The sequence below is a fragment of the Flavobacterium sp. CG_9.1 genome (genome assembly GCF_015751645.1).
GTDB classification, from domain to species: Bacteria; Bacteroidota; Bacteroidia; order Flavobacteriales; family Flavobacteriaceae; genus Flavobacterium; species Flavobacterium xanthum.
Genome location: NZ_JADOVC010000027.1, coordinates 14,788 through 27,413 on the forward strand (window position 1 = coordinate 14,788; position 12,626 = coordinate 27,413).

Genomic DNA, 12,626 nt, shown 5'->3' on the forward strand with positions numbered 1-12,626 from the left:
GTAAAAGTAGAACATGAAAAAAAAATGAAAGACATAATTCTCAAAGCCGAAAACATCTCTAAGCAATACCGCCTCGGTCAGGTAGGAACAGGTACGCTCAGTCATGACTTGAACCGCTGGTGGCATCAAGTGCGAGGAAAGGACAATCCTTATTTAAAAATTGGCGATGTTAATGATCGAAGTACCAAAGGTTCCAGTGATTATGTATGGGCCTTGCAGGATATTAATTTTGAAGTAGAGCGTGGTGAAGTGCTGGGGATTATAGGCAAGAACGGAGCCGGAAAATCGACGCTTCTTAAAATATTATCACGTGTTACTGCACCTACTACTGGTAGTATTCAGTTTGGAGGTCGAGTAGCTTCGTTACTCGAGGTAGGAACAGGTTTTAATGGCGAAATGACTGGTAGAGAAAACATCTTTCTAAACGGCGCTATTTTAGGAATGACCAAAAAAGAAATTACCGCCAAGTTGGATGAAATTATTGACTTCTCTGGTTGCGAGCGCTATATTGATACTCCTGTGAAACGCTACAGCTCGGGTATGACCGTTCGTTTGGCTTTTGCAGTAGCTGCTTTTTTGGAACCTGAAATATTAGTTATCGATGAGGTTTTGGCAGTAGGCGATGCCGAGTTTCAGAAGAAAGCCATTGGCAAAATGCAGGATATATCTCGTGGTGGCGGAAGAACAGTTTTGTTTGTGAGTCATAATATGGCGGCAGTGAAGAGTTTGTGTACGAGGGGAATTGTATTAGAGTATGGGAAAGTAGTTTTAGAAGATACTATAGAAAATGCAATTAGTCATTATCTTAAAGGTAGAGGAGATGCAATGAATAGTAAAAATTTTAATGATGATTTTGACAAAGAAGTTTTTAAACTAAATTCCATATCTTTAAAAAACAAATCCAAAACAATAATTGATCCTTTAGCCGAAAATGATATTATAGAATTACTTACTGATATTGATATAAAAGATACTGAACATTTGAGATATCACATTACTTATCACATACAAAATGAAATGGGAGAAGCCATGTTTTCTTTTTCAAATGCAACAGATGGGACAAATCTTAAACAAGGCAACAATCAACTGAAATGTTTTTTTCCGAAAGATTTTTTTCAATCTGGTCAATACTTTTTATCTTTATTTGTGATTAAAGATAAAAGAGAAGCTATTTTTGTAGATGAAGATATCATTTCGTTTACTGTTGTTGATCGCATACGGGAAATGGGAGTTTATATGGGTAGAGAGCCAGGGTATATAAAACCAATTTTTATGTGGGAAAATAAATTATGAATCAAATTAATGTAACTAAAACTTTTTTCCCACCTCTGGAAGAATATCAAGTGCAGCTAGAACGTATTTGGGCTAATCAATGGTTGACCAATCGCGGAGAACTAGTATTGGAACTAGAAGATAAGTTGAAAGAGTATTTATCAGTTTCTAATATCGTTGTCACTACTAACGGTACGATTCCCTTGCAAATAGCTTTAAAGTTGCTAGGTAAAGGAGGTGAAATTATTACAACTCCCTTTTCTTATGTGGCTACTACAGCGGCAATCGTTTGGGAAAATTGTACGCCGATTTTTGTAGATATTCATCCAGAGTACCTCACTATTGATGAAACCAAGATTGAAGCAGCAATAACTAATAAAACCACGGCTATTTTAGCTACGCACGTTTTTGGGAATCCCTGTCACGTTGAAGCAATTGAAGCCATTGCGCGAAAACACAATTTAAAAGTGATTTATGATGCGGCTCATTGTTTTGGAGTGCAATACAACGGCAAATCAATTTTTGAATATGGAGATGTTAGTACTTGTAGTTTTCACGCCACTAAATTGTTTCACACAGGAGAAGGTGGTGCGATGTTTTGTAAAGATCTATCGTTGCAACATAAAATGTTTTACAGTCATAATTTTGGACACGATGGTCCTTTAGCTTTTCATGGATTGGGTATTAACGGAAAAATGTCTGAATTGCAAGCAGCAATGGGGCTGGCAGTTTTACCATTTATGGATGAAATCATCAAGGAAAGAAAAAATATTGTCGATTATTACAATGCTCATTTAGATTTTCCACAAGTGAAATCTATAAAAATAAGAGAAAATACCAATTGGAATTACAGCTATTATCCAATAGTATTAGAAAGTGAAGAACAACTTCTGAAAGTGGAGAAAGTTTTAAATACCAATCAAATTTTTTCTAGACGATATTTTTATCCATCCTTAAATACGGTTGGATTTAGTAAAGGAAATAAAATGCCAATTGCAGAAAATATAGCTTCTAGAGTTTTATGTTTGCCTTTGTATGTTAGATTGTCACTAATTGATTTACAAAATATTATTTCACTTATAAGTGCGGAATTATGTTAATTGTTGGAGCCAAGGGTTTTGCTAAAGAAGTTTTAGAAGTTTTACATCAGAATAATGAAACTGAAAATTTAGTTTTTTATGATGATGTGAACGATGATGCACCAGAGTATTTGTATGGTCAATTTAAAATTCTAAAAAACAGTAAAGAAGCGTCAACCTATTTTAAAATGGTAGACAATAGATTTACAATAGGGATAGGAAATCCTATATTGAGAAAAAAGTTAGCTAAAAAATTTAATGATTTAGGTGGAGAATTCACAAGTACAATAAGTCCTTTAGCTACAATAGGGAGTTTTGGAAACGCGGTTGGTGAAGGCTGTAACATAATGACAGGTGTGGTTATTACAAATGATATTGTAATTAAAACAGGTACCTTAATTAATTTAAATTGTACCGTTGGGCACGATAGCATTATTAACGAATTTGTTGAACTATGTCCTGGTGTTCATGTATCTGGCAATTGTTTTATAGGTGGTTTTTCTGTATTAGGAACTAATGCCACAGTATTACCAAATATAAATATTGGTAAGAATGTTGTTGTAGGAGCAGGTTCTGTCGTTACAAAGGATGTTCCTGATAATTGTGTTGTAATAGGTATTCCTGCCAAAATTATTAAAAACGTAGCACCATTAGAGTTTTAAAATGGAACAATTACCAATAGTTAGTGTGTGTATGATAACCTATGGCCACGAAGATTATATCCGTGAAGCCATAGAAGGGGTTTTGATGCAGGAATGTGATTTTGAAATTGAATTAATTGTGGCAAATGATTGTTCACCTGATAAATCGGATGCAATTATAAAAAATATAATAAGAACTAATCCAAGAGGTTCGATAATCAATTATATAAAACACGAGCAAAATATCGGAATGATGTCTAATTTTATTTTTGCAATTCAACAATGTCATGGTAAATATATTGCTCTTTGTGATGGGGATGATTATTGGACCGATCCATTAAAGCTTCAAAAACAAGTAGATTTTTTGCAGGCAAATGAGGAATATTCGATTTGTTGGACAAGATTTGATAAAGTTAATCAATCTGGAAATTTATTAGATGAAAATATACCTAGCTTCGATCAATCGTTAGGAGATATTACTGTAAATAATTTTTTCGAAAATTATAGAACATGGACACTTACTACTGTTTTTAAAGCTTCAGTTCTTAAGAGATACGATTTGTCTAAATTTAAGCATTCAAAGGATAATACATTGTTTTTTGCAGCGATACATGATTCAAAAGGGAAGATTTTAAATTTTAACAGTGCATGTTACAGAATTCATGATACGGGTATATGGAGTTCAGCTACAAACCTTAATAAGTATTTAGCCGATTTTAACAATTATAATGAAATAAAAAAGAAGATTGTTGATACACCTTCTTTGAATTATATTATAAAAAGAAATTTAAAAGACATCGTTCTTTGTATAATTGGACATGAAAATTGTAAGCTTGTTAGTGTAAATGTTTTTAATGATATTTTTTTTCCTGTTTTAACAAATCTTCCAACAGCTACTAAGATGAGATTTTTAAAATGGTATTTGATTAAACTGTGGAGTACTTATGTACCGCAATCAACAAGAAAAAATTACGAAATACATAAATGAAAATTAAAAAAATATGTGTCGTTGTTATTCCCGTACATTCAGATAAACCAAGTGAATTAGAGTTGATTTCCTTTCAACAATGTTTTAAAATATTGGGAGAACATCCTATATTTATAGTTGCTCCAGAAGGCTTAAATCTTGAAAAATATTATGCTATAATTTCATGCTTTGAAGTGGTTTTTATAGACCCGATTTGGCAGTCCTCTATTAAAAAATATAATAAATTGAAATTAAGTCAATTTTTTTATAAATTATTTGATGATTACCAGTATCTATTAACGTACGAATTAGATGCCTTCGTGTTTAAAGATGAATTGTTATTATGGTGTGATAAAGGATACGATTATATAGGTTCTCCATGGTTTGTAGGGTATGATAATCCTACACATGAATTTTTAGGTGTGGGTAATTCTGGATTTTCGTTGAGAAATATTAGTGCAATGAAGCGTGCCTTAAAACGAGTATATGTACAAGACGGCATGTGTTATTATTTTGGTAAAAAAAATAGAGTGCAGATTAAATTGGCTATTTTTCTCAATAAAATATTTATTTATTTTGGAGAAAATATGTCAATTCAGCGGTCAATTCATTTTAATGAAGATGGATTTATCGCTCAAGTGATAGGAAACGATGTTCGAGGTTTTAAAATTGCATCTGTAGAAGAGGCCATATCTTTTGCTTTTGAAGTTAAACCAAAATACTTGTTTAAGATAAATCAAAATCAATTACCTATGGGTTGTCATGCTTGGTGGAGATATGATCTTGAATTCTGGAGACCATATATTGAAAATTTCGGTTATAAAATCAATTCAAGAGTAAAGATTTAAGTTATATGTTAAAATTATCCATCATCACCATCAACTACAACAATCTCGAAGGGTTGAAACAAACTGTTGCTAGTGTTGTAAATCAAACGTGGCAAGAGTTTGAATATATCATTATCGATGGTGGCTCAACAGATGGCAGTGCTGCTTTTATTGAAGAGCAATGTGATAATTTTGAGTATTGGGTAAGTGAGAAAGATTCTGGTATTTACAATGCGATGAATAAGGGGATACGAGTAGCTACTGGTGAGTATTTGTTGTTTTTAAATAGTGGGGATTATTTATATAAAAATATATCTGTTGAAAAAAGTTGTTTTTATTTAGATGAATATGATTTGGTTTGTTTTGATATAAAAATTGTAGGTGTAAACAAAATTTTTATAGACTCAAGTCCATCTAAATTACGTTTTTCAGATATGTTTTATGGAACACTTCCACATCAATCTACTTATGTCAAAAAAGATTTATTTGATAGGATAGGATTGTATGATGAAAATTTGAAAATTATATCGGATTGGAAATTTTTTATTTTAGCATTATTCAAATTCAATTCTACTTATTTAAAAGTTAATGAAATACTTGCAGTGTTTAATACAGACGGAATAAGTTGGAATGCAGATTTTTCTGAAGAGAAAAAAATGGTGCTTGAGGAGCATTTCGGTATGTATTTTTTAGATTATATTGAGATGCAAAAAAACATAAAGAAATTAAAGGAGAATAATAAAATTTTAGACTCGAATAGATTTAAAATGTTATCTGAAATAGAGAAGACAATTGTGGGAAAAAAAATAGTTTCCATTTTTTTTAGGATTTATATAATAATCTTTTCAAAAAGTAAATTAAAGGATACAGTAAGTTAAAAAAACAGATTATGGTAGTATTAGAGCCTTTAGGTGGGTTAGCAAATAGGATGAGAGTGATTGCTTCTGGCTTGTGGTTAAGTAATGAATCTAATAAAAAGACAGGGATAATTTGGGCTTTAAACAGTGATTTAAATTGCAAATTTGAAGATCTTTTTGACCCAATCAAAAATATGACTATCGAAAGTAATAGACCAGAATTTTTAAGAGTCAGGGCAACAAACCAAGTAGAACTTAAAAAAAGGATAAAGGCTTGGATTAAAAATAAAATAGTGCGTGTAGATTATTGCATTGTGAATTCAGATTTTAAAAACTTAATATGGAATAATAAAATAAATATTCTAGAAATTTCAAAAAAAAACAAATGTTTATATATTCAAACATGTCATGAATTTGGGGATAATCAAAAACAATTATTAAAATTTAAGCCGGTACTACAAATTCAAAAGATAATAGATTGTCAAACAATAAAATTTAATAATCTTACAATTGGGCTACATATTAGACGAAGTGATAATATTATAGCCATAGAGCAAAGCCCTTTAGAACTATTTATTGATAAAATAAATTATGAGTTGAAAATAAACAAGGATAGTAATTTTTTTTTAGCAACGGATGATATAAATACAGAAAAAAACCTCAAGGAATTATTTGGAGAAAAAATTTTAACTTATAAAAAAGAAATTGATAGGAATACACCACAGGGAATCAAAGACGCTGTTGTTGATTTATATTGTTTAGCGAAAACTAATTATATTTACGGCTCGTACTGGAGCTCTTATTCAGAAATTGCAGCCCGAATAGGACAGATTGAATTAATAACTTTAAATAATCAAGACGCAAATATTCTGTAAATGAAAATATTTCTTCCTTTTAAAAAAGATCCAAATCCATACCTAGATGAAATAACCAATAACTCAGTGCATACTTATGTGTATGATAATTATCTAAATTACGACCCTTCCTATAATTTTGTCCATATTCATTGGCCTGAAGCAATTTTTGATTGGAAAGAGCCCTCCGAGGAAGAATTGAATATATTGGAAAGAATTATAAATAAGTGGAAACGAAAATCAATACTTATTTATACGAAACACGATTATCTGCCTAATAAAGGAACAACTATTAATTTTACTAAATTATTTGATCTTATAGAACGCAGTACTGATGTTTTTATTCATTTAGGAAAATACAGTAAAAATTTATATGAAGAAAAGTATCCTACAGCACGGCACGAAATAATTTATCATCCCTTGTATTCCATGTCTTACTGCATATTAGATAAAAAATTTGCACGGAAAGAGCTTCAAATTGAGCAAGAAAAATTTGTTATTATTGTACCGGGTAACATAAGGAATTATGCAGAAAGAGACATGATGTTAAAGGCATTTAAATCTCTTGATATCACTAATAAAGTACTTGTTTGCATAAATATGCATGCGGAACTCAGATATGATTTTCCTGGGAGAACGATGCTGAAAAGGATAATTGATATTAAAAACATAATGATTTCTCATTTTAAAAAAAATCATGGTAAGCCACATTTTTTATTTACATACGGATTCCAGTCACATAAAGATTTGGAGCTTAAAATGTCAGCAGCAGATCTAGTTTTTATACCAAGAATTGAATCTTTGAATTCAGGAATGTTTTTCTTGGGGCTAACATTTAATAAAATTGTTGTGGGGCCCGCTGTCGGAAATATCAAAGAACAATTAAAGGGAATGGGATTGCCTATTTTTAATCCAAAACAAAATCTTTCTGTTTCAAATGCGTTGAAAAAAGGAGTACAACTTTCAATGTGTCATAAAAGTTTTCCGGCCAAGTTAATGAAGAGATATATGCCAAAAATCGTTGCTAAACAAATGGATGATTTAATAAATGATTTATTTATGAGTGGTGTTAGATTACATATAAAAGAAAAGTAAAAAAAATATAAAATGTAAGATCTTGAGTTTATTTACTAAATAGTTTGTACAAAGTATAAAAAAAATAATTACCTATAAATTTATTATGAATAATCTAGTATCCATTATTATTCCCTGCTATAATGATGTTGAGTACATTGAGAAAGCAGTGTTTTCAGCCTTAAATCAATCTTATCCTAATATTGAAATAATTGTAGTTGATGATGGGTCTGATGTAGAAACGAAAAATGTTTTAACAAGATTAGAGCCTCAAATTACAAAAATAATAACTCAAAAAAATCAAGGGCAAAGTGTAGCCCGAAATAATGGTATAAAGGCAGCTAAAGGTACGTATATTGTTAATCTTGATGCGGATGACTTTTTTGAACCCTCTTTTTGCGAAAAAGCTGTTTTGAAATTTCTAGAGGAAGATTCTATTACTATGGTTACTTGTCAAGCCAATCTTTTTAATAGTCACGGGATTATTAATGTTTTTACTCCCAAGGGAGGTAATTTAAATAATTTTTTATTTGCTAATGCAGCTTTGGGAAGCTTAATGTTTAAAAGACAGGATTGGGAACTCTGTGGTGGTTATGAAGAAAAATTACCAATTTTAGGCCTTGAGGATTGGGAGTTTTACATTCAGATTTTAAAAATAGGTGGATATGCTTATGTAATTAATGAAATTCTGTTTAATTATCAAATACGAGAGAACTCTACTACAAATCGAATTCGCGATTTAAAATTAGATAAGTTCAAGCTTATTATCAGAAAACATGATGATGTTTACAAAATTAACTTTGAAAATTTAGTAGAAAATCTGTTTGATCGAATCAAAAGAGAGGAAGCAGAAAAAAATAAAAACACAAAACGATTAGAATTTATGATTGGACACTCTGTTTTACAGCCTTTTAGATGGTTTAAATCTATTTTAAAATAGCTGTCTTTAAGTTTCAGATAGTAGTTTTATGTCCGTTTTATTTGTTTAAGACATTCAATTATTTTGAGAATAATTACTCAATTTATTTAAAAAGTAAATTAATAGAAATTTTAAAAATGAAAAAGATCTTAAAAAAGGTTTTAAGTCTATCTCCATTTGGTGTTTATGAGGTTTATAGAGATAGAAAAGCTCGTGCTATAAGTATAAAAGAGCAAAAGACGATTATTGATGCATATATTGAAACCAATCAAATAAAAAAAATGCAAATTGGTAGCGGTTCTAATGTGCTGGAAGGTTGGTTGAATACGGATTTAAATTATAGTGAAAGTATTGCGTTTCTAGATGCGGGAATTACGTTTCCCATTATTTCTGATTCTTTTGATTTTATTTATTCTGAGCATCTTTTTGAACATTTGAAAGTAGAACAACAAGTTAACATGTTACGTGAAGGGCATCGTATTTTAAAAAAAGGAGGCGTTATGAGAATCGCAACTCCTAATTTAGATTTTTTATTTAAAATATATTCCGATCCACATTCTAGAGAAAATCTTGATTATGTTGATTATTATATAAATGCTTCACCTTATTTAAAATCTGTAAAAATTTTAGGTATTAAAAAGGACCAGCATCATATTTATGTAATTAATAATTTTTTTAAAGCATGGGGACATCAAGTGATACATGATTTTTCAAGTATAAAAAAGTTAGCAATGCAATGTAGTTATACGAGTATAAGACAATGTAAAGTAGGAGAAAGCGAAGTCCCTTTTTTACAAAATATTGAAAAACATGGAACTATAATTCCGGAGAGAATTAATCTTATTGAAACCATGGTTGTAGAAATTATAAAATAATGAATCATTTACCTAAGGTTACCATCATCATGGCGACCTATAACAGAGCACGCTATGTTGTTGAAACATTACAATCCATACAAAATCAAATTTTCAAGGATTGGGAATGTTTGATTATTGATGATGGAGGTACTGATGCCACTGCAGTAGTTATTGCACCAATTTTAGCTCAGGATAATAGATTTAAGTATTTGCATCGCCCTGACACCTATCGCAAAGGATTGCCTGGGGCACGTAATTACGGTTTAGATGTAGCCAAAGGGGACTATATTATTTTTTTTGATGATGATGATATTGTACATCCACAAAATTTAGAATTGTCTGTTTTAGAATTATCTCATAATGAAGTCTCTTTTTGTAGATACATTCGAGAAGTTTTCTATGATACCTTTGATTATAATTTTGATTATTCAAAAGAATACACTAGCTTCTATATTAACGAAAAGGATGTTTTTAGATTATTGAATCAAGAACTTCCCTTTAATTCTTGCGCAGTTCTGTGGAAAAAAGAATGTTTCTTTGAAAATAGATATACGGAACATTTACTCCATGCAGAAGAATGGGAATTATATTCCAGAATTTTATCTACAGGAATCACGGGGATTTCCATTGAAAAGTCTTTGTTCTTTGCCAGAAAACATAGTGACTCGATGACGGGTCAGTATTTTAGATTAGATCCCATTAGAACACTTTCTAACATTGATGCGATTGTATTAGTCCTTAAAAATCTTAAAGAAAAAAGCTTAATAAATGATCCAATAATTCGTTATTTTATTGCGATGTCTCATGGATATACTGAATATGATTTATTTGGTAAGATAATGAGGGAATTAGAATTTAGCGGATATAATTATTTAAAATGGCGCCTATTTTATTTTATTTTACCGTTGCGATTTAAAATTACTAAATTGAAAAAAAGAATTATAAAAAAGAATTAATGAAAATTTTACTTTGTTTTGGGACACGTCCAGAAGCTATAAAAATGTCTCCTCTATACCATCAATTGAAAAATAATAATTTTGATGTAAAAGTCTGTGTTACGGCACAACATCGTGAAATGTTAGATCAGGTATTGGATTTTTTTGAAATCGTTCCTGATTATGATTTAGATTTAATGAAACCAAATCAAACTTTGAATAGTTTGAGTGCAAATATTCTTTTTAAAATAGATGGCGTGCTAAATGAGGCAGAACCAGATATGGTTTTGGTTCATGGAGATACTACCACTTCGGCGATGGTGGCTTTGGCTGCTTTTCATTTAGGGATAAAAGTAGGTCATGTCGAAGCAGGATTGCGAACCTTCAACAAGCAAGCTCCTTTTCCTGAGGAAATAAACCGTCAGATTACAAGCAGAATTGCCGATATTCATTTTACGCCTACAACAGCAGCTGCCCAAAATTTATTACAAGAAGGGATTTTACAAAAGAATATAATCGAAACTGGTAATACCGTTATTGATGCTTTACTGTGGACAGTTGATAAAATTGGATGTGCAAATTATTCAAACCCAGAAATAGAGACACTGAAAAAAAATCTTCCCACAAATAAAAAAATAGTTTTAGTTACTGGACACCGCAGAGAAAATTTTGGAGGTGGATTTGTAAACCTTTGTGAAGCCCTTTTGTCGGTATCCGAAAGAGAAGATGTAACAATAGTGTATCCTGTACATTTAAATCCCAATGTAAAAGATATAGTTTATGATAAATTAGCAGGTAAGAAAAATATTTATTTAGTACCGCCCGTTTCCTATCCTGCCTTCGTGTGGTTGATGCAAAAGTCCTTTTTGATTGTAACAGACTCAGGAGGAATACAGGAAGAAGCACCTACTCTTGGGAAACCTGTTTTGGTGACCCGGACTGTTTCAGAAAGGCCGGAAGGGGTCGCTGCTGGATTTTCTACTTTGGTAGGAACAGACCGGAAAAAAATAAAATATAGTATTGAAGAGATTTTAGACCACTTTACGGGATTTGAAAACACTAAAAATCCTTATGGATGCGGGGACGCGTCTAATAGAATAATAGAATACTTAAATGATTTTATTTAAAATTTATCTGCTTTTTTTATTGTTTAATATTATTTTGTGAATAAATTATATAGGATTATTGTATGGTTAGATATATACCTGGATTAAATGGGATTCGTGCCATTGCTGTTTTTTTCGTCATTTTCTCACATCGATTTCCACGCGGTCATTTTGTACATGTTTTTCCTCTTGGTAAATACGGTGTAGATGTTTTTTTCGTATTAAGTGGGTTTTTGATTTCTCGATCTCTATTTTTTCAAATTAACAACGATAAAAATATCCCTCTATCAAATTTAAAAATTATTAAAAATTTTTTTATTCGTAGATCTTTAAGAATATTTCCTATTTATTATTTATTGTTGTTTTTCATGTATATGACTGGTGGAATTATTGGAAATCAATTTAGAGCAAATATATATTGGTATGTTTTTTATGGAGCTAACTACTTAAACTATAAAGAGAACAGATGGTTTGGTGCATTAGCTCATCTTTGGTCACTTTCAGTCGAAGAACAGTTCTATATATTTTGGCCATTGATTCTACTGCTGTTTTTTAAAAATAGAATTTTTTCTTTAATTTGTTTGCTCATATTTGTTGGAACCTGTTATCCTTTTTTTTATTCAGAAATGTCAAGTATTCTGACTTTAGCGTGCATTAATGCTTTTGGAATTGGGGCATTGCTTGCTTATGTCGAAATTATTAGACCCGATTATGAAGTGCTTTTAGTAAAAACATTAAAGATTATTTTCTTTCCAACTCTTTTATTGATTTGTTTTCATAATACGTTGATTATAATTCCTTATTTTTCAGAACGCTTGGCGATTTCGATAGTAGCAATTGCGGTAATAGTACAATGTCGATATAGTCCTAAAAGTACCTTGGTTAATGCTGTTCTAGAGAATAAAATTTTAAATTTTATTGGAATTATAAGTTATGGAATATATTTGTATCATAATATAATACCGAAGTATTGGGTTTGGGTGATTCAAAAAACAGGGACGATGACGCCAGCTTCTATTGGAGATTTTTCATACGTGGAATTTTTTATTCAAACTTCATTTATTATTGGAGTAAGTTACCTCTCTTGGATAATCGTGGAGAAGCCAATGTTACAACTAAAAGAAAAGATTAAATACTTTTAAATAATTATGTTATGTCTAATGGATAAAAAAGTTTTTGTTGCTAATTTTTTTAGTGTACGTTGTGACAAATTGTTGCTTATTTATTAAATCAGAACT

Annotated in this window: 13 protein-coding genes; all 13 read left to right on the forward strand. The window is 30.7% G+C overall.

Annotated features, from left to right (window positions below; translation table 11 throughout):
* Window positions 1-24 precede the first annotated feature (24 nt).
* Window positions 25-1,293 carry an ABC transporter ATP-binding protein gene (locus IWX83_RS13400; protein ID WP_196830327.1) on the forward strand — a complete coding sequence of 423 codons (1,269 nt, stop codon included), beginning with the start codon at window positions 25-27 and terminating at the stop codon, window positions 1,291-1,293.
* Window positions 1,290-2,372: a DegT/DnrJ/EryC1/StrS aminotransferase family protein gene (locus tag IWX83_RS13405; RefSeq protein ID WP_196830329.1), complete on the forward strand. Its 1,083-nt coding sequence runs from the start codon at window positions 1,290-1,292 to the stop codon at window positions 2,370-2,372. Before IWX83_RS13400 ends, IWX83_RS13405 begins: the two co-directional genes overlap by 4 nt.
* Window positions 2,366-3,013 (forward strand): acetyltransferase, encoded by a 648-nt coding sequence (locus IWX83_RS13410; protein WP_196830331.1) that lies wholly within the window; start codon window positions 2,366-2,368, stop codon window positions 3,011-3,013. The genes IWX83_RS13405 and IWX83_RS13410 overlap by 7 nt, the downstream gene beginning before the upstream one ends.
* 1 nt (window position 3,014) lies before the next feature.
* Window positions 3,015-3,980, forward strand: a complete 966-nt coding sequence (locus IWX83_RS13415; protein ID WP_196830332.1) for a glycosyltransferase — start codon at window positions 3,015-3,017, stop codon at window positions 3,978-3,980.
* A gap of 92 nt (window positions 3,981-4,072) precedes the next feature.
* Window positions 4,073-4,807 (forward strand): DUF5672 family protein, encoded by a 735-nt coding sequence (locus tag IWX83_RS13420; RefSeq protein ID WP_231380022.1) that lies wholly within the window; start codon window positions 4,073-4,075, stop codon window positions 4,805-4,807.
* A 5-nt stretch (window positions 4,808-4,812) separates the two neighbouring features.
* Entirely contained in the window at window positions 4,813-5,664 is an 852-nt protein-coding gene (locus IWX83_RS13425) for a glycosyltransferase family 2 protein (RefSeq protein WP_196830336.1), read from the forward strand.
* 11 nt (window positions 5,665-5,675) lie between these two features.
* Window positions 5,676-6,518 carry a hypothetical protein gene (locus tag IWX83_RS13430; protein WP_196830337.1) on the forward strand — a complete coding sequence of 281 codons (843 nt, stop codon included), beginning with the start codon at window positions 5,676-5,678 and terminating at the stop codon, window positions 6,516-6,518.
* Window positions 6,519-7,592, forward strand: a complete 1,074-nt coding sequence (locus tag IWX83_RS13435; RefSeq protein ID WP_196830339.1) for a hypothetical protein — start codon at window positions 6,519-6,521, stop codon at window positions 7,590-7,592.
* An 85-nt stretch (window positions 7,593-7,677) separates the two neighbouring features.
* Window positions 7,678-8,511: a glycosyltransferase gene (locus IWX83_RS13440; protein WP_196830341.1), complete on the forward strand. Its 834-nt coding sequence runs from the start codon at window positions 7,678-7,680 to the stop codon at window positions 8,509-8,511.
* A 116-nt stretch (window positions 8,512-8,627) separates the two neighbouring features.
* Window positions 8,628-9,365, forward strand: a complete 738-nt coding sequence (locus IWX83_RS13445) for a methyltransferase domain-containing protein (protein WP_196830343.1) — start codon at window positions 8,628-8,630, stop codon at window positions 9,363-9,365.
* Window positions 9,365-10,303 carry a glycosyltransferase family 2 protein gene (locus IWX83_RS13450; RefSeq protein ID WP_196830345.1) on the forward strand — a complete coding sequence of 313 codons (939 nt, stop codon included), beginning with the start codon at window positions 9,365-9,367 and terminating at the stop codon, window positions 10,301-10,303. Before IWX83_RS13445 ends, IWX83_RS13450 begins: the two co-directional genes overlap by 1 nt.
* Window positions 10,303-11,409 carry a non-hydrolyzing UDP-N-acetylglucosamine 2-epimerase gene (gene wecB / locus IWX83_RS13455; protein ID WP_196830347.1) on the forward strand — a complete coding sequence of 369 codons (1,107 nt, stop codon included), beginning with the start codon at window positions 10,303-10,305 and terminating at the stop codon, window positions 11,407-11,409. Before IWX83_RS13450 ends, wecB begins: the two co-directional genes overlap by 1 nt.
* Before the next feature lie 62 nt (window positions 11,410-11,471).
* Entirely contained in the window at window positions 11,472-12,530 is a 1,059-nt protein-coding gene (locus tag IWX83_RS13460; protein WP_196830349.1) for an acyltransferase, read from the forward strand.
* The last annotated feature ends 96 nt before the right edge of the window (window positions 12,531-12,626 follow it).

What these genes read in the sequence shown, in the direction of transcription:
- IWX83_RS13400 (WP_196830327.1), top strand. Translation starts at nt 25, where the DNA reads ATGAAAGACATAATTCTCAAAGCCGAAAACATCTCTAAGCAATACCGC.
- IWX83_RS13405 (WP_196830329.1), top strand. Translation starts at nt 1,290, where the DNA reads ATGAATCAAATTAATGTAACTAAAACTTTTTTCCCACCTCTGGAAGAA.
- IWX83_RS13410 (WP_196830331.1), top strand. Translation starts at nt 2,366, where the DNA reads ATGTTAATTGTTGGAGCCAAGGGTTTTGCTAAAGAAGTTTTAGAAGTT.
- IWX83_RS13415 (WP_196830332.1), top strand. Translation starts at nt 3,015, where the DNA reads ATGGAACAATTACCAATAGTTAGTGTGTGTATGATAACCTATGGCCAC.
- IWX83_RS13425 (WP_196830336.1), top strand. Translation starts at nt 4,813, where the DNA reads ATGTTAAAATTATCCATCATCACCATCAACTACAACAATCTCGAAGGG.
- IWX83_RS13430 (WP_196830337.1), top strand. Translation starts at nt 5,676, where the DNA reads ATGGTAGTATTAGAGCCTTTAGGTGGGTTAGCAAATAGGATGAGAGTG.
- IWX83_RS13435 (WP_196830339.1), top strand. Translation starts at nt 6,519, where the DNA reads ATGAAAATATTTCTTCCTTTTAAAAAAGATCCAAATCCATACCTAGAT.
- IWX83_RS13440 (WP_196830341.1), top strand. Translation starts at nt 7,678, where the DNA reads ATGAATAATCTAGTATCCATTATTATTCCCTGCTATAATGATGTTGAG.
- IWX83_RS13445 (WP_196830343.1), top strand. Translation starts at nt 8,628, where the DNA reads ATGAAAAAGATCTTAAAAAAGGTTTTAAGTCTATCTCCATTTGGTGTT.
- IWX83_RS13450 (WP_196830345.1), top strand. Translation starts at nt 9,365, where the DNA reads ATGAATCATTTACCTAAGGTTACCATCATCATGGCGACCTATAACAGA.
- wecB (WP_196830347.1), top strand. Translation starts at nt 10,303, where the DNA reads ATGAAAATTTTACTTTGTTTTGGGACACGTCCAGAAGCTATAAAAATG.
- IWX83_RS13460 (WP_196830349.1), top strand. Translation starts at nt 11,472, where the DNA reads ATGGTTAGATATATACCTGGATTAAATGGGATTCGTGCCATTGCTGTT.